This is a genomic window from Pseudomonas frigoris, assembly GCF_047758635.1.
GTDB lineage: Bacteria > Pseudomonadota > Gammaproteobacteria > Pseudomonadales > Pseudomonadaceae > Aquipseudomonas > Aquipseudomonas frigoris.
This window is the reverse complement of record NZ_CP180479.1, coordinates 1848530-1874832: the sequence shown is the minus strand read 5'-3', so window position 1 is coordinate 1874832 and position 26303 is coordinate 1848530. Positions and strand designations below refer to the sequence as shown.

Genomic DNA, 26303 nt, shown 5'->3' with positions numbered 1-26303 from the left:
GATGCTTTCGAATTATCTGGGCGAATTTCTGGCGCTGGCAACTATCCACTTTCTGGCCGTGGTTGCACCCGGACCGGACTTCGCAGTGACCATCCGTCAGAGTGTGCGCTTCGGTCGACTGGTCGGGATTTGCACGGCGCTGGGCATCGGTGCGGGTATTTCCGTGCATGTGCTTTACACCCTGCTTGGCGTCGGCGCGCTGATGCACACGACGCCTTGGCTGCTGACGGTGGCCAAGGTTGTGGGTGGCGCTTACATTTTGTATCTCGGCGTCAGCCTGCTTCGCAGCAAGCCCAAGACCGTACTGGAAGGCGACAAACCTGACGAACCGGCCGTAGAACAAACATTGCTGAAGGCATTTACCACCGGATTCCTGACCAACGCGACCAACCCGAAAGCCACACTGTTTTTCCTGGCGATCTTCACCACCATCATCAGCGCCACAACGCCACTGAAGATCCAGGCGCTTTACGGAATCTGGATGTGTTTTGTGAATGCGCTGTGGTTTGTGATCGTCGCGCTGTTCTTTTCCAGCGCCCGGGTACGGCTGCTGTTTATGCGCATGGGGCACTGGTTCGAACGCACCATGGGGGTGATTCTGATCCTGTTCGCCGGGCGCCTGATTCTGTCGATGTAAAACCTGCGCCCTTGCAAAAGGCCTGCTCAGTCTGACTGCCGGGCCTTTTTCGTTTCTGCGCCGCTTTTGCATTTCTGTGCGACAGATCCCACTTCGGGGACTCCCCTATCGCTCTCTCGTGGTGTTAGCTTGGTAACGTTTCTGTCTCATCGATCAGAAACTTCTCACAAACTGCCTGCAAAGGAATGCCCTCAGCAATGAATTTCTCACTCAAGCACCTGGCCGCGTCAACCCTGATACTGGCCAGCCTTTCGTCGTTCACCCTGACCGCGCACGCTAACATCACCCCGCAACAGAGCGCGGCCATCCTCAAGACCTTCAGCGACGAATCGGTAACGGATTTCAGGCAGTTCCTGGGAGGCCTGGCCAAAAGCGACCTTGGCAAAACCGACGACCTCGGCCCGGCCATCAATGCCTTTCTCGACAACAAGACCCTTTCTTCAGAACAGCAGAACGAGATCCATCGCCTGCTCGGCCTCTATGCTCGCGTGAAGTACGGCAGCGCCGCCACCGAGACCCTGCGCGAGTTGGTGGCCATCCCGACCTTCCGTGTGGATGGCGTTGACCAGCACGACAATCCCGAATTCATCAAGATCGCCGACAAGATCAAGAGCCTTGCCCAGACCTTCAACCTGAATTTTCGCAACATCGACAACCGCGTCTATGAGATATCCCTGGAAGGCAGTGGCGATGAAGTCGTGGGCATTCACGCGCATGCCGACGTGGTGCCCGTGACGCCGGAGAACTGGGTCCTGAAAGACGGCACCCGACTCGATCCGTTCAAAATCACCCTGATCGGCGACCGCATGTATGGCCGGGGTACCGAGGATGACAAGAACGGCATCGTGGTAGCGCTCTACGCCATGAAGATCATCAAGGAAGAGAAGCTGCCGCTGGCCAGGAATCTCAAGCTGCTGGTCGACACCACCGAAGAAACCACCGGCGACGCCATCCCCTATTACTTCGAAAACAACCCGACACCCAACTACAACCTGGCGCTGGATGGCAGCTACCCGGTGGTGATTGCCGAGAAAGGCTACGGCACCGTCATGGCGAACTTCGCCAAGCGCAAAGCAGAGGGCAAGGGCGCTGAAATCATCTCGATGACGGGCGGCATGGCCACCAACCAGATTCCGTCGACATCGGTCGCCACCCTTTTAAGTGACAAGCCTGCTGAATTGGCCGCCAGCCTGCAGAAGGCAGGTAGCGATTATGCCAAGCGCAACGGCGGCAATTTCGAAGTAACCGCCAAGGTCGTCGGCAAGGACGTCAAGCTGACGGTCACCGGCGTTTCGGCCCACTCCTCCGAGCCCGAGTCAGGCGTCAACCCGGTAGCCAGGATGCTGGACTTCATCAACAGCCTCGACGGAAAAGTTGCGCTCAAGCACAACCACATTACCGACGCCGCCCGCTACGCCGCCGACAACTGGGGGCTGGATTACCTGGGTGGCAAATTGGCGGTCGGCTTTTCCGATGCCTTCATGGGACCGCTGACCGCTTCCCTGACTTATGTCGCAATGGATGAAAAAGTCTTCAAGCTCGCGGTAAACCTGCGCGTGCCAAAGGGTAAGTCGCCGGAAACGCTCAAGACCGAAATCGCCGACAAGCTTGATGCCTGGAGCAAGAAGACCCACGTCGCGGTAGCCATCGACTACTCGATCGCCGAGCCGATGTACCGCAATCCTGAGGGTGAATGGGTCAAGGCCCTGCAGGCTGTAGCCAGCGAAAACCTTGGCATGGAGCACAAGTTCGGTACTTCCGCCGGCGCCACCTCGGTCCATGAACTGCCCAATGGCGTGCAATTCGGCCTGGCCAGGCCCGAGGTCAAGTACACCGGCCACACTGACAACGAGTTCAAGACCGTCGACCAGTTCCTGCTGGATCTGCAGATCGTGACCGAGATGATGGGGCGCATCGGGCAGTTGCCGAAACTCTGATCGCTTGCCGGACCCGCCATGCTGGCGGGTCCAAACAAAAAAGGCCACAGAGAACGACACAATCTGTAGCTGGCGAAGCCTGCGTCCGGCTGCGCAGCAGTCGTGAAATCAGACGGTGCGGTGTTTCAGGAAATCCGTGCGTACAGGATTTACGACTGCTACGCAGCCGGACGCAGGCTACGCCTGCTGCTACAAAGTGCGTTGTCGCCTACCTGACCAAACTAAGGTTCTTTTTTGTTGCGCCATAAAAAATGCACAAACAAAAACGCCGCTCATTGCTGAGCGGCGTTTTCGTTAAATATGGAGCGGGAAACGAGACTCGAACTCGCGACCCCGACCTTGGCAAGGTCGTGCTCTACCAACTGAGCTATTCCCGCAAATGGCGTCCCCTAGGGGACTCGAACCCCTGTTACCGCCGTGAAAGGGCGGTGTCCTAGGCCACTAGACGAAGGGGACACGCTAACTGAAACACATGGTGTGTATTTCAGTGCCCAAATCCGCATCCGAAGATGCTGGTTCTGGTTTCACTCAGCCCTGCCCGAAAGCAACGCTGTTTAAAATTGGAGCGGGAAACGAGACTCGAACTCGCGACCCCGACCTTGGCAAGGTCGTGCTCTACCAACTGAGCTATTCCCGCATATGGCGTCCCCTAGGGGACTCGAACCCCTGTTACCGCCGTGAAAGGGCGGTGTCCTAGGCCACTAGACGAAGGGGACACACGTACAACATTCACTCCCTACCGCGTTTCGCTGTGTGCTTTACGCTGTAAGTGGCGCGCATTCTATGGATGGATTGAGGGGTCGTCAACCCCCAGATATAAATTTATTTAAATCAATGACTTCGCCCCGCTTTCAGACACTAATCGGGCTTTTTCGTCGCCCGGGGTTTGACGCCTATATTCTGACACCCGCCAAGACGTTATAGTCCACCCACGCCAAAGATGATGGCAATGTGCACCTCGCACGCTATTACTTATATAAGCAGGGACGCGGCCGATACAGGCAGTGCAGTAGCCGATTCAACTCGCCGAGCGGCGCTATGCGTCCCAATGCCAAGCCACTACACTCGCACGCGAACCCCATAAAGAGGTCTTACCGGTGACACCACTCATGATCACCCTGCTAGTCGTAGCCGGGATCGCACTATTGATCGCCATTGGCTACATGAACCATGTGGTGGAAAACAATAAGCTGGAAAAGGCCCGCGCCAAAGTTGAGCTCAACGATCGTCTGCGTCGTTGCGGCGAAATCACCGAGACCTTTCCGGGCCAATTGATGACACCGGCACTCAAGCTGCTGTTGACCCGCCTGGAACTGAACGTCTGCCAACGCCTGCTCCATCTGGAAAAAACCAGCTCCAACCTCAAGGCACGGATTGGCGAACTGAACGCCCTGGTTGGCCAGGGCGAATCGATCCCGGTCAACAACCCGCCGGCACCGATCCAGACCGAAGCCAAAGCCAAGGACGTACGTTTCCTGCTCGAAGCCCTGCACGGCCAAATCACCCGCGCCGCACAGGACGGCTTCCTGCCAACCAACGAAGCCAAACGCTGGATCCGCGAAGTTCGCCACATCCTGGTCCTGCTGCACATCGAGTTCTTCAACAACCTCGGCCAGCACGCCCTGCAACAGAACCAGCCCGGCCAGGCCCGCCTGGCATTCGAACGGGGCGTGCAATACCTGCGCAAACAACAGGAACCGCAGGTCTACGCCGAACAACTGGAATACCTGGAAAAACTCCTGGCTCGCGCCAACGCACAAGTCATGGACAACATCGCCCCGGTAGAAGGCGAAGTGAACCAGCTGACCGAAGGCCTCAAAGACGTCGAGGCCGATGCGGACTGGAAGAAAAAAGTGATCTACGACTGATCAAAGAAAGTAGAAAAGCCACCTAAGCAGGTGGCTTTTTTTTGCGCTGAGTTTGGCGTGTACACCCAGGAAGGATAGGTCGACTGTCAGGCCGCCATCGCGGCGATGCGGCGACCCGACAAGCCCGGCTCCCACAGTTGATAGGTGTACGCCTCAAAGCCGAAAGTGCCCCACCATCCCCTTCAACTCAACCCCCAACTGCGCCAACTCAATACTGGAAGCCGCATTCCCCTGCATCGCCAACGAAGACTGATCCGCACTGGCCCGAATACTCGTGACACTGCGATTAATCTCCTCAGCCACCGAACTCTGCTCCTCGGCAGCCGCTGCAATCTGCTGGTTCATCTGCTGAATCAAAGACACTGCTGCTGCAATACTCCCCAGCGCACTCTCAGTCTGCAACGCATCACTCACCGCCAGCTTCACCAGCTCGCCACTGTTCTGAATTTGCTGAACAGAAGACTGAGCCGCCGAACGCAAGGCGCTCACCAGTCGTTCAATCTCCTCGGTCGATTGTTGAGTACGCTTGGCCAGGGCCCGCACTTCATCGGCGACTACCGCAAAGCCCCTGCCCTGCTCGCCGGCTCGAGCCGCCTCGATCGCGGCGTTGAGGGCCAACAGATTGGTCTGTTCAGCCACACTCTTGATGACGCTCAGCACTGTGCCGATGTTCTGGATTTCCGCACTCAAACTTTCGATGCTCGAACTGGCCGAGGTGGCTGAATCCGCCAACTGCTCGATCCGCGCCATGCTCTGGCGCACCACCTGCTGACCACTTTCAACCTTGCCGTCCGCCGTCTGCGCCGCCTGAGCGGCTTCCTCCGCGTTACGCGCAACGTCGTGCACGGTGGCGGTCATCTGATTCATCGCGGTAGCGACCTGTTCGGTTTCTTCCTTCTGGCTGCTGACTTCAAGGTTGGTCTGCTCGGTCACCGCCGACAGCGACTGCGCCGAACTGGCCAACTGTTCGATACCCGCCTGCAAACCGCTGACAATACTGCTAAGCCCCGCGCCCATCTGCTGCATGGCCTGCATCAGCTGCCCGATTTCATCACGACGGGTCACTTCAACCGTCGCACTCAAATCGCCAGAAGCAATCTGTTGAGCAACACGGATCACCCTGCGCAACGGTGCCACGATCAACCGGGTAATCACCCAGGCCGCAATCAGCCCGACCAGCAGCGCCAGCGCCGAGGAACCGATGATCAGCAGCGAGTTCTTTTTCAGCTCTGCCTGCATCGACTGGTCTTCGGCGACATAGGCCTGATCCACCCGCTCCACCACCTGAGCGGCGCGCTGATGCAGCTGCTCATAGACAGTCTTTTCCTGCGCCAGCAGGCCCGTGTACTCGGCCAGTTTTTCGCTGAATCCGCCAATGTGCCCGACCACTTCATTGAGGACCGTCTGGTAACCCTCATCCTTGACCGTGGTTTTCAGTTGCTCGGCCTGGGTCAGTGCCTGGTCGGCCTGCTCGATCTTGCCCTGCCCTGCGCTGTCGTCGCCCTTGCGGCTCAGGTCCAGGCGCACACGTGCTTCGTTCATGGCTTGCAACATCAACCGTGACACCTGGCTGACCTGATTGGCCTGCTCGATAAACTGCCCCCCGTCCTTGCCTTCGGATTCCTTCAAGGCATAAGCGCCGTCATCGGCCAGCCCGGCCTGCAACACGTCAAGATTATTGGCCACGCTGGACACTGACCAACTGGCCATCTCCAGCGCCAGGTCCTTGGCCTGGCTGAGCGAAACGAACTCGTCAAAGGCCTTGCGGTAAGCCCCCAAGGACTGCTCGACGTCATTCATCACCGGCACGTTGGCCGCAGACGCCGTTTTCAGTTGGGTTGCCAGGGCGATCAGGCCGTCAACGCCCTCGTGCAGGGCATCGGCGGTTTTCGGGTTGCCGTGCAAGGCGTATTCCTGCTCGAGCAGTCTCACCTTGAGCAAACCGCTGTTGAGCGACGACATCTGCTTGAGCCCGTCGAAGCGCTGGCTGATGGTTTGCAAGGACCATACGCCGATGGCCGCCACCAAGGCTGTCAACAGCAGCACCAGTACAAACCCGACACCCAGTTTTTTTGCCATACCGAGGTTGGCAAAACGTCCTTGCACGGCCGAAATCATTGCACTTAGTCCCCTGACATAGTCTGTTAACGCAGATTCGCAACGGGCCTGTATCAACACAAGTCTCTGGCGTCGGAATAATGGCAAAAAGCTACGCTTACGTCGTTTTCAGAACGCTTGAGGTCGATCCAGAGCGGTGGCCTGAAAAAACGCCCGGGCTCGCGGATCACAGGCATAGGCCACATTGATACGCTGCCAGTCACTGGCCTCTGCGGTGGGACTGAATGCCGTCGCAGAAGACAACAGGACACCGAAGCGCTGGGCTTGTTTGCGCACCTGAGCGTAGTCGGACATCCGCGATCGCGCCCAGATGAACAGGCCTCCAACCGGCTTACCGAAAACCTCCCATTCGGCGTCTTCAAGCACTTGCAACGCAGCCTCCCTGTCATTGCTCAAACGCTGGCGCTGGCGCTGGACCAATTTGCGGTAGGCACCGCTGGCTAAAAGGCTTGCCAGCACCGACTCGCAAAACCGTGAAGCGCCCATGCTGCTGATCATTTTGACCTCGGCCAGCTGCGAAATAACCCCGGCGCCGGCCACTACAAAACCGACCCGCAACGAACTGCTGAGGGTTTTGGAGTAGCTGCCGACGTAGATCACGTTGTCATCGATACCCAACGCAGCGAGGCGCGTACCGGGGCCGCTGTGCAAATCCGCATAGACGTCATCCTCGATTACCAGAAGGCCATAGGTTTTGGCCAGTTGCAGAACACGCTGCGCCACCGCCGGCGCCAGGCTGCTGCCAGTGGGATTGTGATAGAAGCTATTGATGAAGACCCCGCAAGGTCTGTACTTAACCAGCAGCGCCTCAAGCGCTTCAATGTCCGGCCCGCGCGGGGTTCGCGGCACCTCGATCATGCTGACACCGTGCAGCCTGAGCAGGTCGAACAGCAAGGAATAACCGGGATTCTCCACCACCACGCAATCACCCGGCTTGAACAAGGTCCGCACGATCAGGTCCAGCCCCTGACTGGCCCCCGCCGTTGTCAGGATCCGGCTTTCCTCCACCAGGATATCGAGCTGTTTCAGGCGCTTGTGGATCTGCTGGCGCAAGGCTGGCAGGCCCAGCGGCGTGCTGTAGTTGAACAGACCGGCCATGTCGGTGCGGCTGACCTGGCGGATCGCGTAGCTCAGGTCGTCAGTTTCGCGCCAGCTCTCGGGCAGTCCGCCACACCCCAGTTTGAGTTCGCCCGAAGTGCCGCACTGCTTCGTTTCTGCCCCCTCGAACCAGGGGCAATCCTGTTGCCCCTGAGCGGCCAGCGCTGGCATGGCGACAATGAAACCGGCGCCATGACGCGACGCCAGCACCCCTTGAGCCACCAGACGCTCACAGGCCTCAACGACGCTGGACTGACTGAGCAAATTGATCCGGGCGATTTGCCGCACGGAAGGCAAACGCGTCCCCGGTGGCACCTCGCCACGGCAAAGCCAGCAGGCTAGCGCGTCGACGATTTGCTGTACGACCGGCACCAATGCCTGTCGATCGATTCTCAACTCCATGAGCAAGCAAACTCCTGTCCGTTTTGCGGGAAACAGTTAATCACAGGAGCGGTCAATCAGCTGTGCGACAACGCCGCTAAAACCATCGGTTCTAACCATTTGAAACACATTGTCCGGCACCTTTAAGGAACCGAAAAAAAACCCGCACAAATGCGGGTTTTTTCCTACGTTGCAGTGCCTGGTTTCAGAACGCCGTGACGCCACCGTCCACCGCCAGTGAATGCCCTGTGGTGAATGCTGCGCCGTCGCTGCACAGGTACAGCACCGCGCTGGCGATTTCCTCGACCTTGCCGATGCGCCCGACCGGGTGCATGGCATTGGCGAACTCGCCTTTCTTCGGGTCGGCTTCATAGGCACGGCGGAACATGTCGGTGTCGATCACTGCCGGACACACCGCGTTCACGCGAATCTTTTTCTTGGCGTATTCGATGGCTGCCGATTTGGTCAGGCCGATCACCGCATGTTTCGACGCCGCGTAAATGCTCATCTTCGGCGCAGCCCCGAGGCCGGCTACCGAAGCGGTATTGACGATTGCACCGCCGCCCTGGGCCAGCAGTAAGGGCAACTGGTACTTCATGCACAACCAGACGCCTTTAACGTTGACGCCCATGATCGCGTCGAACTCATCGACCGTGCCTTCGGCCAGTTTGCCTTTCTCGATCTCGATGCCGGCATTGTTGAAGGCATAGTCGAGACGGCCGTAGGTATTGACCACCTCGTCCATCAGATTTTTTACATCGCTTTCCAGCGTGACGTTGCAGCGCACGAAAGTGGCTTCACCGCCAGCGGTACGAATCAGCGCCACCGTGCCCTCACCACCCGCCGCATCCAGGTCGGCCACTACCACTTTCAAGCCTTCAGCAGCGAATGCCTGGGCGGTCGCGCGGCCAATGCCATTGGCGGCGCCCGTCACCACGGCGATCTGGCCAGAAAACGTCATGCTCATTGTTATGTCCTCGAAGAGAAGATGCGGGGGATCGCGTATTCGCAATCTAGCCACAAGGGCCTGCGGCGCGGCAGCACTATCAGAAGGCCGGTTGGGTGCCCATGAGTGACAGTGATAAAACCGCCGGTTCGACTATCACTGCACTGGATCGATATGCATTCGCCGCATCAGCCAAACTTGCGGCATCGACCATGAAGGTCTATCAACAAGTCTTCATTCATCTTGAGTGCCTGTCATGACTACCCAGACCAATCGCCAGTTCCTGCTCGCCAAACGTCCGGTGGGCGCGGCGACCCGCGAGACCTTCTCCTATCAAGAAGTACCAGTCGGCGAACCGGCTGCGGGTCAGATCCTGGTCAAAAACGAATACCTGTCCCTGGACCCCGCCATGCGTGGCTGGATGAACGAGGGCAAGTCCTACATCCCGCCGGTCGGTATCGGCGAAGTCATGCGCGCATTGGGCGTAGGCAAAGTCGTTGCCTCGAATAATCCGGGTTTCGCGGTCGGGGACTACGTCAACGGTGCCTTGGGGGTGCAGGATTACTTCCTCGGCGAGCCACGAGGTTTCTACAAGGTCGATCCGAAACTGGCGCCTCTGCCGCGCTATCTGTCGGCGCTGGGCATGACCGGGATGACCGCCTATTTCGCCCTGCTCGATGTCGGCGCGCCTAAGGCGGGTGACACCGTGGTGTTGTCAGGTGCTGCGGGTGCGGTGGGCAGCATTGCCGGGCAGATCGCCAAGATCAAAGGTTGCCGGGTAGTCGGCATTGCCGGGGGCGCGGACAAGTGCCAGTTCCTGATCGACGAACTGGGTTTTGACGGTGCCATCGATTACAAAAACGAAGACGTCCACGCCGGCCTCAAGCGCGAATGTCCGAAAGGTGTCGATGTGTATTTCGATAACGTCGGCGGCGATATCCTCGACGCGGTGTTGAGTCGCCTGGCCATGAAGGCGCGGGTAGTGATCTGTGGCGCCATCAGCCAGTACAACAACAAGGAAGCGGTCAAAGGCCCGGCCAACTACCTGTCGCTACTGGTCAACCGCGCGCGGATGGAAGGTTTTGTGGTGATGGACTATGCCGCGCAGTTCGCCGCCGCCGGGCAGGAAATGGCCGGCTGGATGGCCAAGGGGCAGCTCAAGAGCAAGGAAGATATTGTTGAAGGACTGGAGACGTTCCCGGAGACGCTGATGAAGTTGTTCAGCGGTGAGAATTTCGGGAAGTTGGTGTTGAAGGTTTAACCCCAACTATAAATGTGGGAGCGGGCTTGCTCGCGAAGGCGGAGTGTCAGCCGACATCAACGTTGACTGACACTCCGCCTTCGCGAGCAAGCCCGCTCCCACATTTTGATCTTCGGTGTTGGGTCAGGCCAGTTCGGCGACTACGGCTGCCAACGCCTTGGCCGGGTCCGCGGCCTGGCTGATCGGACGGCCGATCACCAGATAATCGGAACCGGCATCCAGCGCCTGACGCGGCGTCAGAATGCGGCGCTGATCGTCCTGGGCGCTGCCCGCCGGACGAATCCCCGGGGTCACCAGTTGCAGCGACGGGTGCGCCGATTTCAGGGCCTGGGCTTCCAGGGCCGAGCACACCAGACCGTCCATCCCGGCTTTTTCCGCCAACGCGGCCAGGCGCAACACTTGCTCCTGCGGCTCGATATCCAGACCGATACCCGCCAGATCCTCACGCTCCATGCTGGTCAGCACGGTCACGCCAATCAGCAGTGGTTTCGGACCGGTGCGCTGGTCGAGCACTTCGCGGCACGCGGCCATCATGCGCAAACCACCGGAGCAGTGCACATTGACCATCCACACGCCCATCTCAGCAGCCGCCTTGACGGCCATGGCGGTGGTGTTCGGGATGTCATGGAACTTGAGGTCCAGGAACACTTCGAAACCCTTGTCACGCAGGGTGCCAACGATTTCCGAAGCGCAGCTGGTGAACAGTTCTTTACCGACTTTGACCCGGCACAGCTTCGGGTCCAACTGATCGGCCAGCTTCAGTGCGGCGTCACGGGTGGGAAAATCCAGGGCGACGATGATAGGAGTCTGGCAGGCGGACATGAGTGGGCTCTCAGGCAGGTCGAAATCGGCGCGCATTGTAGCGGAACCAGCGCCTCTGCGGGACCCGATGATCGGTAATTCGTCGAGGCGGCTCAAGCAAGACTAGCCCTTGCGCCAAATGTGTCGAGTCAGATACACACATGACACGCCTGCAACACCCTTCAACGTTACCTTCGGCAGCCGCAACACGTCCTTACAGCACTTCCCGCCTCCGGGCCGGACGCCTATGCTGAAACCACAACCTCGCAGCCCATCTTTGTGGTTGGCAGCCTACCTGGCAGATGAACACACGCATGCACAACCTCCACGCACCTGTGAACGACGATCAAAAAGCGCCCGACGACGACAAACGCTGGAGCATTCGCGCCCTGATCGTCGACGATGACGTCCCGATCCGCGAACTGATGATCGACTATCTGGCCCGGTTCAACATTCATGCCAGCGGCGTCACCGATGGCGCCGCGATGCGCCTGGCGCTGCACGCGGAGCATTTCGACGTGGTGGTGCTCGACCTGATGCTGCCCGGCGAAGACGGTTTGTCACTGTGCCGCTGGCTACGCGCCGAATCGGACATCCCGATTCTGATGCTCACCGCCCGCTGCGAGCCGACCGACCGGATCATCGGCCTGGAACTGGGCGCCGACGACTATATGGCCAAGCCGTTCGAACCGCGAGAATTGGTGGCGCGCATCCAGACTATCCTGCGCCGGGTGCGCGACGATCGCACTGAACAACGGGCGAACATCCGTTTCGACAACTGGCGCCTGAACAGCGTGCTGCGTCAGTTGATCGCCGCTGATGGCCTGGTGGTGCCGCTGTCCAACGCCGAGTTCCGTTTGCTCTGGGTGTTCATCGAACGTCCGCGCCGGGTACTCAGCCGCGAACAACTGCTGGACGCCGCTCGCGGTCGCTCGATCGAAGCCTTTGATCGCAGCATCGACTTGCTGGTCTCGCGCTTGCGCCAGAAACTTGGTGATGACCCGAAAGCCCCGCAGCTGATCAAGACCGTTCGCGGTGAGGGTTATCTGTTCGACGCCAGAGACATCGGTTGATGCGTGCGCGCTTCGATACGCTCTTCGGCCGCCTGTTTGGCATGCTGCTGGTGGCGATCATCCTGGCGCACTTGTTGGCGTTTTTCTGGTTTCACTATTACGGCCCGCCGCCGCCCCCTCCGCCGCCGGGGTTTTCCGAAAACTTCGACGGACAGCGCCCGCCGATGGACCCGCGCTTCGTAAATCGGCCACCGCGGCCGTGGTTCGGCGGCCCCTTGGTGCCGCTGACCTTTCAACTGGTCTCGCTGATCATCGCCGCCTGGTACGGTGCCAAACTGTTGAGCCGGCCGATCCAGCGCCTGAGCGATGCTGCCGAGCGACTGAGCGAAAACCTCGACAGCCCGCCTCTGGATGAGTCCGGCCCACGGGAAGCACGGCAAGCGGCACACACCTTCAACAAGATGCAGCAACGCATTCGTGAACAAGTGCAGCAACGTTCGCGGATGCTGGGCGCCGTCTCCCATGACCTGCGCACGCCGCTGTCGCGGCTCAAGCTGCGGCTGGAGCAGATCGACGACAACAAATTGCAAGGCCAGATGCGTCAGGATCTGGACGACATGATCGGCATGCTCGACGCCACCCTCACTTACCTGCATGAACAGCGGACCAGTGAAGTTGTGCAATGGATGGATGTGCAGGCGCTGGTCGAATCCCTGAGTGAAAACGCCCAGGACCAGGGCGCCGATGTGCTCACCAGCGGCCACTGCGCGCCGCTGCAAGTGCAGCCGATGGCCTTGCGCTCGTGCATCAACAACCTGCTGGACAATGCCCTGCGTTATGCCGGGCAGGCAATGATTACGCTTGAAGACACGCGCGAAACCCTGGTGATCCGGGTCATCGACCATGGACCGGGTATTGCGGCGGATAAACGTGAAGCCGTGTTCGAGCCGTTCTTTCGTCTGGAAGGTTCGCGCAACCGCAACTCCGGTGGCGTCGGGCTGGGCATGACCATCGCCCGCGAAGCGGCCGAACGCCTGGGTGGGCAGTTGAGCCTGGAAGAAACCCCCGGTGGTGGCTTGACCGCCGTTATACGGCTACCTCGATCCTTGTAGCAGCTGGCGAAGCCTGCGTTCGGCTGCGAAGCAGTCGTAGATCCTGCCACATCAATCGTCCTGAAACACCGCGATGGATGGTCTCACGACTGCTTCGCAGCCGAACGCAGGCTTCGCCAGCTGCTACACGGATCTGTCGTGCTCTGTGTACCGCTCGGTACAAACCTCACATACCCACGACAACTTGCCCCTTGAGGCTGCATAAGCCGGTGCACCCACCGGCTATCCATTCCAAGGAGTGAGCGCAATGATCGGCAGCGTCAGCAGTTACACGAGCTATACCAGCACCAGCACCACCACCACCACCACCAGCACCGCCCGCAGCCAGCAATTTCAGAAAGAATTGCTCGCCAAACTCGACAGCAACAGCGATGGCGCGGTGGATCAGGATGAACTCAAGAGCGCCCTGTCGCAGAAAACCGACGACGGCCTGCTGGTGAGCCTGAGCAAGAACTTCGCCGACCTGGACAGCGACGACAGCGGCAGCCTGAGCAGTGAAGAAATGGCCGCGATGGCCCCTCCGCCGCCACCGCCACGGGATCAGGCACCGAACACCGAACTGGCTGACGCGCTGATCAGCGCCCTGGACGCCGACGGTGACGGCGCCATCAGTAGCGATGAACTGAGCAACGGCCTGGCCAGCGCCGGCAGCAGCGCCGACAGCACAGAAATCTTCTCGGCCCTGGACAAGAACGAAGACGGCTCCGTCAGCCAGGACGAACTCGCCGCCAGCCTCGCCCCGCCTCCGCCGCCACCTCAACAAGTGTCCAGCGAAGAACTGTTCAGCCAGCTCGATGCGGACAGCGACGGCAGTGTCAGCGCCACCGAACTGACCAGCGCGTTGCAGACCAGCAGCACCTCATCGACCGGCACCGATACCAGCGCCGCGTTGCTCAAAGTGCTGGATAGCGACAGCAGTGGCGGCGTCAGCAGCGACGAGTTGAACGCGGCGTTGCAAGCCGGCCGCGAGCGAAACACCGACAGTTCCACCGCTCAGTCGAACGTGACCGAAGCCCTGAATAAAATGATCGCCGACCTGAGCAAGCAGTACTCGCTCGACAACGTGGCGACCGTGGGCAAATACCTGAACGTCGCGACCTGAGTCAAAAGCATCGCGAGCAAGCTCGCTCCCACAGTTGATCTGCATTGATCACATAATTTGTTATCGATACAAAATCAATGTGGGAGCGAGCTTGCTCCGGGCGGCGTTCCGACGAAGGGGCCGTAAGCCCCAACAAAAACCTCAGGGCCGGCGATCCTCAACCCGAGCCTGACTCTTGCTCCAGTCGTTCAGCAGGCTGTAGGCCACCGCCAACAACGTCGGGCCGATAAACAAACCAATAAACCCAAAGGCAATCAACCCGCCAAACACCCCGAGCAGCACAATCACCAACGGCAAATTCCCGCCCCGGCTGATCAGGTACGGTTTGAGCACGTTGTCGACGCCACTGATGATGAACGTCCCCCAAATTCCGAGAAACACCGCCATCCCGTACTCACCCTTCCAGGCCAGCCACGCCGTGGCCGGAATCCACACCAGCGGCGGCCCCATCGGAATCAGGCTCAACAAAAACGTGACGATCCCCAGCACCAGCGCCCCGGGCACCCCGGCAATCAAGAACCCGATCAACGCCAGAACCGCCTGGGCCGCTGCCGTCCCGATCACACCGTTCACCACCCGCTGCACCGTGCCCGCCACCAATTCGATGTAATACCCGGCACGGTCACCAATCAGACGTTCCAGCAACCCGTGAACAAACGCCGCCAGACGCGGCCCGTCACGGTAGAAAAAGAACACGAAGACGATACTCAACGTCAGCTCAAGTATCCCGCCGCCAATCTGCGCACTGCGCGCCAGCAACCAATTGCCGACCTGACCCAGATAAGGTTTGACCGCCAGCATCATCGCCGCGCCCTGCTGATCAATGCTGTTCCAGACCCCCACCAGCCGCTCGCCCACCAAGGGAATACTGCCCAGCCAGGTCGGCGCTTCCGGCAACCCGTCGACCTGCACATCCTTGATGAACGCCGTGGCATCGCGCACATGGTCCGCGAGGTTGAACCCCAGCCAGACCAACGGCAACGCCACCAGCAACATCCAGCCCAGCGTCAGCACTGCGGCCGCCAGAGATTCGCGACCATTGAGCAAACGCGTCAGCAAACGCATCAGCGGCCAACTGGCAAACGCCAGCACCGCGCCCCAGAACAGCGCCGACCAGAACGGCGCCATCACCCAGAAGCTCGCGCCAAACAGCACCAGGAGCAGGATCTGCACCAACAGCCGGTCGTTATTGATCATCTAAATCTCGAAAAAAGTCAGATCGCAAAAGAGTAGGCGAACGTAGCTTGTACGTTCGCCTGATAAAGCTTATCGCAACAGTTGGATGTGCAAGCCAGCACCTTCGACGCTACCCGCTTCCATCCTGGCGGTACGCACACCCTGCCCGATCAGTGCCTGACGCCAGGCTTCGGCCTTCGGCCCGGAAACACTGACCCGCAACGTGGTGTCCAGATTCAGCCCACGAGAGATCAGGCGCAGCCAGGCATCGTCAGGATCGCCGGTCAATTTGGGGAAATCGAGCTCACCGGTGCTTTTGAGCTCCCGAAGCAAGGTTGCAGAGGTCGGCAGCAAATCGCCCAGCGGCGCAGCGGCGTCGAACTGTTCGACGTGCAGATAAGCTTTGCGATTGCCGCGCGTGATGCTGTAAAGCGCCACCAGCGTGTTGTCCTGTGGGGCCGCCAGGCGCAACAGCAAAAACGCTTGCTGATCATCAGCGCCATAGAGCTTGGCATTGCCGAAGACATCATTGGCCCACAGGCTGCTTTCGCCGCAATCACGGGCCTGGCACCAGAACAACAACTGGGCGTCCTGCTTCTGCAAGGCTTCACGAGCGGCAGTGAAGGCCTCGGTGGAGGAATGCTCCGGCGGCAACTCGTAGGTCACCGAAGTGGTTTGCCCTCGGGCAGCGACCTGGCCATCAAAGCGCAACTGGCCGCTGATTTTGCGGATCGAGCCCAGTGGATAGATCCGCTCAAGTTCGGCGACCGGACGATAGTCAACGATCTGCGCATCGGCCATACGCGGAACGATCGGCAGGTCCTGACTGCCCGGAATATCGGCGGCAAACAACAGCGGACTGAAACAACACAGCGACAGCAGACTGAGTGAACGCATGGATAGACTCATCGGATCAGCATGGCCTGGGCACCCTTGATGATACTGGCGTCATCGATGCGCTCAGGCACCAGCAAACCGCGCTGTACCGCCGGACGCGCCTCCATGGTTGCCATCCAGCGCTGCAGGGCCGGCAAACCGTCGACCTCGACACCCGACCACTCATGGCCACGGACCCACGGATAAGTGGCGATGTCGGCAATGCTGTATTCACCGGCCAGAAACTCCACGGCTTGCAGGCGCGTGTCGAGCACTTCATAGAGGCGGCGGGTTTCATGTTGATAGCGATCGATGGCGCCCTGGAGTTTCTCCGGGAAATAACGGAAAAACACGTTGGCCTGACCTTGCATCGGGCCGATCCCACCCATCTGGAACATCAGCCATTGCAGGACCACTGAACGCCCCTTGGGGTCTTTTGGCAGCAGTTTGCCGCTCAGTTCAGCCAGGTAAATCAGGATCGCGCCGGATTCAAACACGGCGAAATCGCCGTTGGCGCGGTCGACAATGGCCGGAATCCGGCCATTGGGATTGATCTTGAGGAAGCCCTCGGACTTCTGTTCCTTTTTGTCGAAACTCAAGGCGTGCACCGTGTAGGGCAGGCCGAGTTCCTCGAGCACGATAGAGACCTTGTGGCCATTCGGGGTCGCAGCGGTGTAGAGATCTATCATGGTTGTCTCCCATTTCAACCCGCCCAGCCTCGACAGTTGCCCGGCGCAAGTCAAGGAACGGCGAAGAACCGATTGAAACAGTCTGCGACAAGGTCGGCGCCGGGTTCGTCATTCAGGTGTAAATGATGGCCGCCAGGCAGCTGTTCACGGCTAAAGGGTAGACGCTCCAGCAACTCGGGATGTTTGGCGAGCATGCCGTCGGCAGCCACCACCAGTTTTGCAGGACAAGTGACTCGCTGGACGAAGGCCATCGCCTGTTCGGTGGTCAGACGCAGCGGCGACGGTAACGTCAGTCGGTTATCGGTGCGCCAGGTATAACCGCCCGGCACCGGCATCAATCCCCGTTGGGCCAGCAGTTCTGCGGCTTCGCGACTGACAGCGACCAAGCCTTTCATGCGCGCCTCGATGGCCCGGTCGAGCGTGTTGTAGACCGGTTTGCGCTTCTCCCGCAAATCCAGCTGCGCTTGCAGGGCCATGCCCATCCGTTCGGCAGCGTTTTCGCCTTTGTCTGTAGGAGGAATGATGCCGTCGATCAACGCCAGGTGGGTCACGCGTTCCGGCAACGAACCGGCCAGCACCAGCGAAACGATCGCGCCCATGGAATGCCCCAGCAGGCCAAAGCGCTTCCAACCCAATTGCTCGGCCACTTGCAGCACGTCATGGGCGTAGTCCCACAGCGCGTAACCGGCACCGGTCGGCCGATGCCCGGAATGACCGTGACCGGCCATGTCCAGCGCGATGATGCGCAAGCCTTTGAGCTTCGGCGCCAGCCGGGCGAAGCTGTTGGCGTTGTCCAGCCAGCCATGCAAGGCGATCACCGGCATGCCGTCTTCGGGGCCGAACAAGTGCGCTGCCAACTCGATGTGCGGCAGGCTCAGGCGAACTTCTTCAACGACGTTGCTCATGCGCAATCCTGTTGACGGCGACCTTCCCAACGGCTGAACAGGTTCTTCAGCAGCGTGGCGGTGTCCAGGGGACGTTCGAGGGGAAACATGTGGCCGCCAGGCATGGTCAGGGACTCGCCCTGCGGCAAGCGCCCCACGAGGCTTGCGTGATGACGCATCACCACCCGGCTCTTGTGCCCCCGAACCACCGCCAGCGGCACTTTCAGTTGCCGTGTGCGGCCGGGACTGGTGTGCGGCACGCCGCGGTAGATACTGATTTCCGTGGCCGGGTCGAAGCGCAGGCGCAGCTTGTCGCCCACCTTGTGCAAACCGTGTTGCAGGTAAGCGTCAAAGCATTCCGGGTCGAAACTGCGAAACAGGGTTTTGCCAGCGAAATAGAGTCGAGCCGCCTCCAGATCGGCGAACTCTTCCCGTCGTCCCAATGTACGGCCGGCCGGGGTCAGGCGATCGATGAAACCGAAGCGTTTGGCGGCGCGGATCACCCATTGATCAGCGCGGGTCAGCACCGGCGAATCGAGCATCACCACGCCACGATAGAGCTCGGGGCACCGCAACGCCGCGTGCAGATGCAGCACGCCACCGAAGGAATGGCCGACCCCCCACACAGGTTCCGGTTGCTGCCTGAGGTGATGAATCAGCTCGTCCACCAGGTTGTACCAGTTGTCGTCCGCCGGAAAACGCGGGTCGTGGGCGTGCTGCTGCAGATGCGTCACCTGATACTCGGGCGCCAGCGCCGCGAACAACTTGCCGTAGGTGCCCGAGGGGAAACCGTTGGCGTGGGCGAAAAATATCTGTTGCGACATACCGGTCAATCCATGAGCTAGAACAGGGTTTGATTGTCTGCAAGCCAGTCGCGAACCGCAATGACCGTAAGTGCCAGGAATGATGACAGCCTTGCTTCACCCATGAAAAACCTCCTGAGCATACTTCGGGTTATCTCGCCACCTGATATTTCTGACAGTTGACACCCCGGAAGCAACCAAGAATAACTGCACCTGTTCCGACGCTCTTCAGGGAGTACTACTTTTATGCACGCACAAACCCCGGCTGTCACCGTGAAGGATCCGCGAGGGCACAACGTCGTCACTGTGTCCTATTGTCGTGATGCACCCGGCAAGACAGCAGAGCCTCGGATTTACCGCCAATCCTATAATGCCGCGGGTCGCCCGACGTTCAGTCGCGACCCTCGTCTGTTCAAGCTGCTTGAGGCCGAGCCGGACGCCCGGCCAAACCTGATGACAGTTTCCAGTCTCACGGGTACACCCCTCTACAGTGACAGCGTGGATGCGGGAAGCAGGCTGACCCTGTCCGGTGTGGCCGGTCAAAACCTCATCGGCTGGGACAGTCTGTTCACTCAGGTTCGAACCGAATACGACCTGTTGCTGCGCCCGGTCAAAACCGTCGAGCAGGCTCAAGGCACACCCGCAAGAAACCGTTCGTTTTACGCCTATGGTGACAACACCCCGGAATCTGCCTCGCACAATCAATGCGGCCAGTTGATCCGCCATGACGACAGCGCCGGCACTGTGCATTTCACTGACTTCGCGCTGACGGGCGGAGTCAGCTCGCAGACTCGACATTTTCTCGAAAATCTGGGCGAACCGGACTGGCCCGATGCCCAAGCCGAAAGAGACATGTTGCACGAAGTCGGTGAAGGTGCGATTTCACAAAATTCATTCAACGCTCAGGGGAGCGCAGTCAGCCAGACAGATGCACAAGGCAACATTCAGTTCTCGGACATGAACATCGCCGGCCAACTCGGCCAGGTTCGCTTGAAAATCGCCGGGCAATCGCAAGACATATCACTACTGAGCGGCATCCACTACGACACCTTTGGCAACATTGAGCGCCAGACCGCCGGCAATGGCGTGATCAGCGAAGCCCGATACGACTCACAGGACGGCCAATTGCTGGAACTCCAGGCCGGACTTCCCGACCAGCCACCGCTTCAACACCTGGTGTACGGCTATGATCGGGTCGGCAATATCCTCAGCATCAAAGATGCGGCTCAGCGCACCCGTTTTTTTCGCAACCAGAAGATCGAACCGACCAACACGTTCACCTACAACAGTTTGTATCAGCTGATAGAGGCAAACGGCTGGCAGAGGGTCAATAGCCAGAACGGCCCCCAGGAGCCGGTGTTTGTTTCCCCTCCCGACCCGGGACAACTGGAAAATTACCGACAGACCTATACCTACGATTGTGCAGGCAACCTCACGACACTGGTTCACTGCGCTGCCAGCCACAGCTGGACACAGCAGACGATGATTTCGAAATACAGCAATCGGGGACTGGCGCAAAAGGCTGATGGCGGGCTGCCCGACGAGAGTGAAATCGCGGCCGGCTTCGATGCCAACGGCAACAAAAGGCAGTTGATGGCGGGTCAGGATCTGACCTGGAGCTTGAACAACCGTCTGCGGCAGGTCGATCAAGTAGTGCGCGAGAACGGACCCAATGACAGCGAAATCTATCTTTACGACGAGGCTGGTCAGCGCAAGCGCAAAATTCGCGTCACTCAAGGCAGTTCCTTAACGCGAACGCACCAAGTGCGCTATTTACCAGGGCTGGAAATCCGTGAATCTCCCGAAGAGGTTCTACATGTCATTTCGGTCCAGGCCGGACGCTGTGCGGTACAGGTTCTGCATTGGGAGCCGGGCAGTGGCAATGCCGATCAGTATCGTTACAGCCTGAGCAATCATTTGGGCTCCAGTACATTGGAACTCGGTCAACAGGCCGAACTGATCAGCGAGGAAATGTACTTCCCCTATGGTGGCACTTCATGGTGGGCCGGCCGGGACAAAGTACAGGCCAGCTATAAGACCCGGCGATACTCAGGCCAGGAACGTGATGCCACCGGCCTGTACTACTACGGGCAACGTTACTACGCCCACTGGTGGGGGCGCTGGCTCAATGCCGACCCGGCAGGTAGTGCCGATGGCCTGAACCTGTTTGCCATGGTACACGGCAATCCGGTCAGGTTTGTCGATCTCCAAGGACTGGCGGGGGTCGACACCGTCAAGGCGATGGGAGCGACGGCGGCGCGAGAACTTCCCAGCGCCTTGATTGCCGCCGCCGCGCAATATGCCGTAACGGCGCTCCTGTCGCCCATGAGCGTAGGAGTCACTGTTGCTGGCGCCACAGTGGGCGCAATTACCGGCGGCATCAGCGGTTATGCGAGCGCCAACTGGGCCCAGTCCGCAATCTCCGTCGATGATCCCGGCAGCTGGGGGCCTCTGCTCGCGAAAGCCAGTGGAGCTGCTGTGGGTGCCGCGCTGGGGGCTGCACCTTCCTTGCTCGGAATACTCGATCCAAAAGGTAATACGGCAGCCGTCACTCAAATCGGCGGCGCTTTTGGAACAGCGTTTCGCGAACTGACCTCCCAATACTTAGCCAATGCCGGCCCGAGCAATCCCTCCGTAGGCCGTGCAGACTTCGTCACCGGACTTGCCAGTATGGGCACCGTGGGTGCCGTTGGAGGTGCCGTGGGCTTTGGTGGCTCGGTGCTGTTCGGGGCTGAGCCTGCGGGTAAAGGCCTGCAGTCCACCCTCGCAGCCTCTACGGCGACGGCGGCCGGTGCGGCCGGCGCCTCTGCCGTGAGGGGATTGCGTGGAACGCCAACCAAGCCGTCCAAAGGCAGTGGGCCGACATTCGACTCGTCCAAAGCTGTCGTCGGATACAGCAGTCGGCACTTCTTTGCCTCCCTGGGCCAGTTAGCCAATCTGGCTGTCGCACAGATACCTGGATACAGCGCACTGGACGTGAACACTCAAGCTGCGGTGACGCGGGCGGTCGGCAATGCCATCGGCGACTTGCGATCGACCTTCGTGACCACCGCAACACCCGGCTTGAGTGCAGAATTGGGGCAGTCGTCCTGGGATCTGGAAATGAACACGGTCGGCACCGGCATCACCCGAGAGAACGTGCCGACTTCAAGCGATGCGGCCTATGACCCGGCTGCCACCGAAATTTTCTACATCACCAGCGAGACAACGCGCGGGCAACGCAGCTATTCACGATCCAATCTGCACCATGTGATGACGCACATGTAAACGGAACGGCTTGACGCCATCAACGAGACGGCGGTTGTTCCCCCAACGGAACAACCGCCATGGTCAACCGCGATACACAACTGGTCTTCCCCTCATCGCTGGTCAAACGGATATCCCAGACATGCGTCGTGCGGCCAATGTGAATCGGCTTGGCCACCGCCGTGACTCGCCCACTGCGCAAGCCGCGTAAATGGTTGGCGTTGATTTCCAGGCCCACGCAGTAAAACTTGCTGGCGTCGATGCACAGGTAACTGGCCATCGATCCCACGGTTTCAGCCAGCACCACCGAGGCGCCGCCGTGCAGCAAGCCGTAAGGCTGGTGAGTGCGATGGTCGATGACCATGCTCGCGGTCAGGGACTCGTCGTCGAAGGCTTCGAAACGAATATCCAGTACTTCGCCGATGGTGTTTTTCTGGATTGCGTTCAACTGCTCGACGTTGGGAGTGGTGCGCCACAGACTCATTGCTGACATCCTTTGTTGGTTTTATTCGTGACTCAATCCTGCCACAGCACCGCTTCGCTGCGCTCGCTCCATTCTTCGAAACGGGCACCGTAGGCGGCTTCGATCACGTTGCGTTTGATCTTCAGGGTCGGCGTCAGAAAGCCGTTTTCCACCGCCCAGCTGTCTTTGACCACCACCAATCGATGCAAGCGTTCGTGTTTGTCGAGGACGCCATTGACCTCCTCCAAGAGTTTTTCCAGGCTTGAATGCAGGCCCGCCCGCGCCGTTCCGCTGGCGTCCTGCTGACCGACCGCCGAGAGCACGCACAGCCCCAACGGTGCACTCAGGCCATCGCCGACCACGCACACCTGCTCGATGCGCGAATGCTCCGCCAGACGATTTTCGATCGGCGCCGGGGCGACGTATTTGCCTTTGCTGGTCTTGAAGATTTCCTTCAGTCGCCCGGTCAGGCGCAGGTTGCCTTCGGCGTCTTCCTCGCCCTTGTCGCCGGTGCGCAGGAAGCCGTCGCCGGTGATGGTTTCTGCGGTTTTCTCAGGCTCCTTGAAATACCCGAGCATGGTCGCGCCGCTGCGCACCATGACCTCGCCCGACTCAGCGATCCGCACCTCGACCTCCGGGCAGGGCTTGCCGATCCAGCCAGGTTTGTTCTGGCCCGGCAGGCCTACGTGCGAATAGCCGCAGCTTTCGGTCATGCCGTAGACCTCCAGTACATCCAGGCCCAGTTTGCGGTACCACAGTAGCAAGGTCTGCGGCACTGGCGCGGCGCCGGACAAGGCGATGCGCAAGGCATCCAGCCCGAGCCCGGCCAGGACTTTGTGGCCGACCCGCTTGCCGATAATCGGCAGACCGAGAAGGAAGTCGAGGCGCTTTGCCGGGATCTTGCTGTACACGCCCATCTGGAATTTGGTCCAGATCCTCGGCACACCGAACAGCGCGGTCGGACGTGCACGGCGCAAATCGGCCAGGAAGGTGTCGAGGCTCTCGGCAAAAAACACCGTTTGCCCGGTGTAGATCGACGCCAGTTCAACGAACATCCGCTCGGCGACATGGCACAGCGGCAGGTAGGACAGCAGCCGATCCGACTCATTCAAGCCAAACAACTGCGTACCGCGAGTGGCGGCAAACCCCAGATTGGCGAAACTGTGCATCACGCCTTTGGGTATGCCGGTGGTGCCGGAGGTGTAAATGATGGTCGCCAACTGGTCGGCGGACGGCTTGGGATCGTCCTGGATCGGTGAGCTCTTTTGCAGGTCGGCCCAGCTGAAATCGAAAGTACCAGGCGGATGTAACGGCAGGCTGATCGTCGGCAGATCAGGGCTGACTCCGCGAGACATGCCGGGCCAGTCATCGAGCTTGCCGATGAACACCAGCGCCGCGTCGGAATGTTCAAGGACCTGGGCCACGGTCTCGGCGGTGAGGTTCGGGTAGAGCGGCACCGACACGTGGCCGGCCATCCAGATCGCCAGGTCAGCGATGATCCAGTGCGCGCAGTTTTTCGAGATCAGAGCGATGTGGCTGCTTTGGGGCAATTCGCGCGCGCGCAACCAATGCGCGGCGCAGCGCGCCTGATGACCGACGTCGGCCCAAGTCAGGGTCTCGACCTCTCCGCCGCCCGTGGGCTGGACCAAAAAGCGCTGCCGGGGATGGCGCGCTTCACGCTCGTAGAAGACGTCCAGCGGCAAACGAAAAGCAGCAGGCATGCGACTCGCTCCTTTGTTTTTGGTCTGGAGCAAGCGTAGTCAACCAAGCAGTTGCTCGGTTAATTATTTGTCGGCAAAAACAAGATCAAAAGATCGCAGCCTGCGGCAGCTCCTACATGGATTGTGTACACCTGTAGGAGCTGCCGCAGGCTGCGATCTTTTGCTTTTAAGGGTGCTTGATGCCTTTGAGCTTCATCGCGCCGGCCAGCGGCAAATCACCTTCAAGTTCTGCAAGGCCGGCGGTGCGGACTGCTTCCGGGTCCTGTACATGTCCGTGCTGAAGGTAACCCAGCAGGTTGCCCACCAGCGGGTTATGACTGACCAGCAGCGCGTGATCCACAGACACCAACTGCTCCGCCACCGCTTGCGGACGGTTGTCGGGGGTTAGCCAGTCGACGGTGCGAATCTCCGGCGCGAAATTCAGCGCTGTACGCACAATTTCTGCGGTCTCCTGCGCGCGCAGGTAAGGACTGGCATAGATCGCGGTCAGCGGCTTGCCGGCCAACTCGGCGGCAGTGCGCAGCACTTCTTCACGACCATGGGCAGTCAGTGCCCGTTCCGAATCAGGACGCTTGCCGTGTGGCTCGGCTTCACCATGACGCAGTATCCAGAGTTTCATAGCTTTGGCTCCTCATCTCGGGCAGGGTGTGGTGCCGGCGCCACAGCGTGCGGTGCTTCACCTTCCGGTGTACGCGGCGTCGGCCAGTCGGCGAACGGCCACGGTTTCTGGTCGCTGTGGAAGCTGCCGAAACGACCGATCTGCGCCAGGAACTGGCTCAGGCTGTCGCCGAAGTTCATCAGGCTGGCGCTCGGGGCGCCATATATCAAACGATAGATCAGTTGCACCAGAACCACGGCACCAAGGATGAACTGCGCCACTTGCCAGACCAGCACGTAGACGATCATCCACAACACTCGCAGCAGGATGGATTCGTACTTGTCCTCAGTTTTCGGATCGTTCATGTCTCGCTCTCCCTGATGCTCAGTTGAAACCGCTGGTGGAAATAAAGTCGACGTCGGTTTTCGGCTCGGCACGCATTAATAGACCGATCACCTGCTCCAGCGTGCGCCCTTCGAACAGGATGGCATGCAGCCCGGCGACCAGCGGCATGTACACGCCCACCTCCTGGGCCTTGGCCTTGAGCACCTTGAGGGTGTTCACGCCTTCAGCGACTTCGCCCAGGCGCGTCACCGCGTCTTCCAGGCTCAAGCCCTGGCCGAGGGCGAACCCGACCTGGTAGTTACGGCTTTTCGGCGACGAGCAGGTGACGATCAAATCGCCGACGCCCGCCAAACCGAGAAAGGTCATCGGGTTGGCGCCCTGATTCACCGCAAAGCGGGTCATTTCCGCCAGCGCCCGGGTGATCAGCATGCTCTTGGTGTTTTCGCCCATGCCCAACGCCACCGCCATGCCGGCGATGATCGCGTAAACGTTTTTCAGCGCCCCGCCCAACTCCACGCCGAAGCGGTCGGCGCTGGCATACACGCGAAAGGTCCGGCCGTGCAACGCCTCCTGGACCCGCTGACAGAGTTCTTCGTCTTCGCTGGCGACCACCGTGGCGGTCAGCGCGTGTTCGGCGATTTCACGGGCCAGGTTCGGCCCCGACAGCACGCCAATACGCGCTTGCGGGGCGATCTCTTCGAGGATTTCGCTCATCAGTTTGAAGGTGTGGGCTTCGATGCCTTTGGTCAGGCTCACCAGCAACTTGCCGCTCAAACGTTCGGCGTGCGGCATCAATACCGAGCGCAGCGCGCTGGACGGCAGTGCGACGAAGCACAGATCGCAGGCCTGCAGAGTGGCCAGCAGGTCGGTGACCGCTTCCACGGCCGGCAGAATCTTGATGCCTTTGAGGTAACGCGGGTTCTCGCGATTGACCCGAATGGCCTCGGCCTGCTCGGGGTCACGCATCCACAGCCGGACCTGATGCCCGTTCTCGGCCAGCAGATTAGCCACGGCGGTACCAAAACTTCCGCCTCCCAGGACCGCAATTGGGCGCTGTTCAGTCATATGCAATCCGTTAATCCATACCAGTGGCGATGACGGCATTATACGGAGCGGCCCAGTGGCGGCCAGCCCCCGCATCAATTACCGACACTTGTAGGAAGAAGACCAAGAAAACCGAGGAAAATGCCCACAACGTGACTGGAAAAGTCATTGCGCTCGGTTAACA

Annotated in this window: 23 protein-coding genes, 4 tRNA genes and 1 pseudogene; 9 read left to right on the top strand and 19 right to left on the bottom strand. The window is 59.8% G+C overall.

All coding sequences use genetic code 11. The annotated features are described in order from the left end of the window. Position 1 precedes the first annotated feature (1 nt). Together ACMXYH_RS08480 and ACMXYH_RS08475 are read left to right on the top strand one after the other, a co-directional pair. A complete protein-coding gene (locus ACMXYH_RS08480) occupies positions 2 to 637 on the top strand; it encodes a LysE family translocator (RefSeq protein WP_129437498.1) in 636 nt (211 codons plus the stop codon). 197 nt (positions 638 to 834) lie between these two features. Beyond that, on the top strand, positions 835 to 2574 hold the full coding sequence (locus ACMXYH_RS08475; RefSeq protein ID WP_415766822.1) for a dipeptidase: 1740 nt from the start codon (positions 835 to 837) through the stop codon (positions 2572 to 2574). Between the two features lie 301 nt (positions 2575 to 2875). On the opposite strand, the gene ACMXYH_RS08470 is transcribed toward ACMXYH_RS08475, so the two are convergent. The 4 genes from ACMXYH_RS08470 to ACMXYH_RS08455 all read right to left on the bottom strand — a co-directional run bounded on the left by ACMXYH_RS08470 (position 2876) and on the right by ACMXYH_RS08455 (position 3290). Further along, a tRNA-Gly gene (locus tag ACMXYH_RS08470) sits at positions 2876 to 2951 on the bottom strand. 3 nt (positions 2952 to 2954) lie between these two features. Further along, a tRNA-Glu gene (locus ACMXYH_RS08465) sits at positions 2955 to 3030 on the bottom strand. 105 nt (positions 3031 to 3135) lie between these two features. Next, positions 3136 to 3211, bottom strand: a tRNA-Gly gene (locus tag ACMXYH_RS08460). A 3-nt stretch (positions 3212 to 3214) separates the two neighbouring features. After that, positions 3215 to 3290, bottom strand: a tRNA-Glu gene (locus ACMXYH_RS08455). A 393-nt stretch (positions 3291 to 3683) separates the two neighbouring features. Between ACMXYH_RS08455 and ACMXYH_RS08450 the strand changes: the two genes are divergently transcribed. Further along, positions 3684 to 4442: a hypothetical protein gene (locus tag ACMXYH_RS08450; RefSeq protein WP_178082656.1), complete on the top strand. Its 759-nt coding sequence runs from the start codon at positions 3684 to 3686 to the stop codon at positions 4440 to 4442. 153 nt (positions 4443 to 4595) lie between these two features. Here ACMXYH_RS08450 and ACMXYH_RS08445 read toward each other — a convergent pair whose 3' ends face one another. The 4 genes and pseudogenes from ACMXYH_RS08445 to ACMXYH_RS08430 all read right to left on the bottom strand — a co-directional run bounded on the left by ACMXYH_RS08445 (position 4596) and on the right by ACMXYH_RS08430 (position 9006). Beyond that, complete coding sequence (locus ACMXYH_RS08445) at positions 4596 to 5459, bottom strand: methyl-accepting chemotaxis protein (RefSeq protein ID WP_375154723.1); 864 nt, start codon at positions 5457 to 5459, stop codon at positions 4596 to 4598. Continuing rightward, positions 5457 to 6521, bottom strand: a pseudogene (locus ACMXYH_RS08440) (HAMP domain-containing protein); the annotation flags it as partial. The gene ACMXYH_RS08445 and the pseudogene ACMXYH_RS08440, both read right to left, overlap by 3 nt. A 147-nt stretch (positions 6522 to 6668) precedes the next feature. Continuing rightward, on the bottom strand, positions 6669 to 8060 hold the full coding sequence (locus ACMXYH_RS08435) for a PLP-dependent aminotransferase family protein (RefSeq protein ID WP_415766821.1): 1392 nt from the start codon (positions 8058 to 8060) through the stop codon (positions 6669 to 6671). A 184-nt stretch (positions 8061 to 8244) separates the two neighbouring features. Continuing rightward, positions 8245 to 9006, bottom strand: coding sequence for an SDR family oxidoreductase (locus ACMXYH_RS08430; protein ID WP_415766820.1), 762 nt, complete (start codon positions 9004 to 9006; stop codon positions 8245 to 8247). A 101-nt stretch (positions 9007 to 9107) separates the two neighbouring features. On the opposite strand from ACMXYH_RS08430, the gene ACMXYH_RS08425 reads away from it, so the two are divergent. Further along, positions 9108 to 9245 carry a hypothetical protein gene (locus tag ACMXYH_RS08425; protein WP_165353229.1) on the top strand — a complete coding sequence of 46 codons (138 nt, stop codon included), beginning with the start codon at positions 9108 to 9110 and terminating at the stop codon, positions 9243 to 9245. Further along, positions 9242 to 10246 carry an NADP-dependent oxidoreductase gene (locus ACMXYH_RS08420; RefSeq protein WP_415766819.1) on the top strand — a complete coding sequence of 335 codons (1005 nt, stop codon included), beginning with the start codon at positions 9242 to 9244 and terminating at the stop codon, positions 10244 to 10246. The genes ACMXYH_RS08425 and ACMXYH_RS08420 overlap by 4 nt, the downstream gene beginning before the upstream one ends. Positions 10247 to 10369: 123 nt before the next feature. On the opposite strand, the gene pyrF is transcribed toward ACMXYH_RS08420, so the two are convergent. Further along, a complete protein-coding gene (gene pyrF, locus ACMXYH_RS08415) occupies positions 10370 to 11068 on the bottom strand; it encodes an orotidine-5'-phosphate decarboxylase (protein ID WP_008148060.1) in 699 nt (232 codons plus the stop codon). A 293-nt stretch (positions 11069 to 11361) separates the two neighbouring features. On the opposite strand from pyrF, the gene ACMXYH_RS08410 reads away from it, so the two are divergent. The 3 genes from ACMXYH_RS08410 (at position 11362) to xopAW (ending at position 14274) form a co-directional block, all read left to right on the top strand. Continuing rightward, a complete protein-coding gene (locus ACMXYH_RS08410; protein ID WP_129437510.1) occupies positions 11362 to 12120 on the top strand; it encodes a response regulator in 759 nt (252 codons plus the stop codon). Continuing rightward, positions 12120 to 13172, top strand: coding sequence for a sensor histidine kinase (locus ACMXYH_RS08405; protein ID WP_415766818.1), 1053 nt, complete (start codon positions 12120 to 12122; stop codon positions 13170 to 13172). Before ACMXYH_RS08410 ends, ACMXYH_RS08405 begins: the two co-directional genes overlap by 1 nt. A 247-nt stretch (positions 13173 to 13419) precedes the next feature. Continuing rightward, on the top strand, positions 13420 to 14274 hold the full coding sequence (xopAW, locus tag ACMXYH_RS08400) for a XopAW family type III secretion system calcium-binding effector (protein ID WP_415766817.1): 855 nt from the start codon (positions 13420 to 13422) through the stop codon (positions 14272 to 14274). A 141-nt stretch (positions 14275 to 14415) separates the two neighbouring features. On the opposite strand, the gene ACMXYH_RS08395 is transcribed toward xopAW, so the two are convergent. The 5 genes from ACMXYH_RS08395 to ACMXYH_RS08375 form a co-directional block, all read right to left on the bottom strand. After that, positions 14416 to 15471, bottom strand: coding sequence for an AI-2E family transporter (locus ACMXYH_RS08395; RefSeq protein ID WP_046046467.1), 1056 nt, complete (start codon positions 15469 to 15471; stop codon positions 14416 to 14418). A gap of 69 nt (positions 15472 to 15540) precedes the next feature. Further along, positions 15541 to 16347, bottom strand: coding sequence for a DUF4892 domain-containing protein (locus tag ACMXYH_RS08390; protein ID WP_415766816.1), 807 nt, complete (start codon positions 16345 to 16347; stop codon positions 15541 to 15543). Positions 16348 to 16355: 8 nt separating this feature from the next. Beyond that, positions 16356 to 17015 (bottom strand): glutathione S-transferase family protein, encoded by a 660-nt coding sequence (locus ACMXYH_RS08385; protein WP_056745055.1) that lies wholly within the window; start codon positions 17013 to 17015, stop codon positions 16356 to 16358. A 50-nt stretch (positions 17016 to 17065) separates the two neighbouring features. Then, on the bottom strand, positions 17066 to 17920 hold the full coding sequence (locus tag ACMXYH_RS08380) for an alpha/beta hydrolase (RefSeq protein WP_129437520.1): 855 nt from the start codon (positions 17918 to 17920) through the stop codon (positions 17066 to 17068). Next, the gene (locus ACMXYH_RS08375; RefSeq protein WP_415766815.1) at positions 17917 to 18723 is read right to left on the bottom strand and encodes an alpha/beta fold hydrolase; all 807 of its coding nucleotides are present in this window, start codon (positions 18721 to 18723) and stop codon (positions 17917 to 17919) included. Before ACMXYH_RS08375 ends, ACMXYH_RS08380 begins: the two co-directional genes overlap by 4 nt. Before the next feature lie 225 nt (positions 18724 to 18948). On the opposite strand from ACMXYH_RS08375, the gene ACMXYH_RS08370 reads away from it, so the two are divergent. Beyond that, positions 18949 to 21969 carry an RHS repeat-associated core domain-containing protein gene (locus ACMXYH_RS08370; RefSeq protein WP_415766814.1) on the top strand — a complete coding sequence of 1007 codons (3021 nt, stop codon included), beginning with the start codon at positions 18949 to 18951 and terminating at the stop codon, positions 21967 to 21969. A gap of 19 nt (positions 21970 to 21988) precedes the next feature. On the opposite strand, the gene ACMXYH_RS08365 is transcribed toward ACMXYH_RS08370, so the two are convergent. The 5 genes from ACMXYH_RS08365 to ACMXYH_RS08345 form a co-directional block, all read right to left on the bottom strand. Further along, positions 21989 to 22432, bottom strand: a complete 444-nt coding sequence (locus tag ACMXYH_RS08365) for a hotdog fold thioesterase (protein WP_415766813.1) — start codon at positions 22430 to 22432, stop codon at positions 21989 to 21991. Between the two features lie 32 nt (positions 22433 to 22464). Next, positions 22465 to 24132, bottom strand: coding sequence for an AMP-binding protein (locus ACMXYH_RS08360; RefSeq protein WP_415766812.1), 1668 nt, complete (start codon positions 24130 to 24132; stop codon positions 22465 to 22467). Between the two features lie 166 nt (positions 24133 to 24298). Continuing rightward, positions 24299 to 24751, bottom strand: a complete 453-nt coding sequence (sixA, locus tag ACMXYH_RS08355; RefSeq protein ID WP_129437530.1) for a phosphohistidine phosphatase SixA — start codon at positions 24749 to 24751, stop codon at positions 24299 to 24301. Then, on the bottom strand, positions 24748 to 25095 hold the full coding sequence (locus ACMXYH_RS08350; RefSeq protein WP_123364751.1) for a DUF4389 domain-containing protein: 348 nt from the start codon (positions 25093 to 25095) through the stop codon (positions 24748 to 24750). The genes sixA and ACMXYH_RS08350 overlap by 4 nt, the downstream gene beginning before the upstream one ends. 19 nt (positions 25096 to 25114) lie before the next feature. Continuing rightward, a complete protein-coding gene (locus ACMXYH_RS08345; RefSeq protein WP_134419054.1) occupies positions 25115 to 26140 on the bottom strand; it encodes an NAD(P)H-dependent glycerol-3-phosphate dehydrogenase in 1026 nt (341 codons plus the stop codon). Positions 26141 to 26303: the final 163 nt, after the last annotated feature.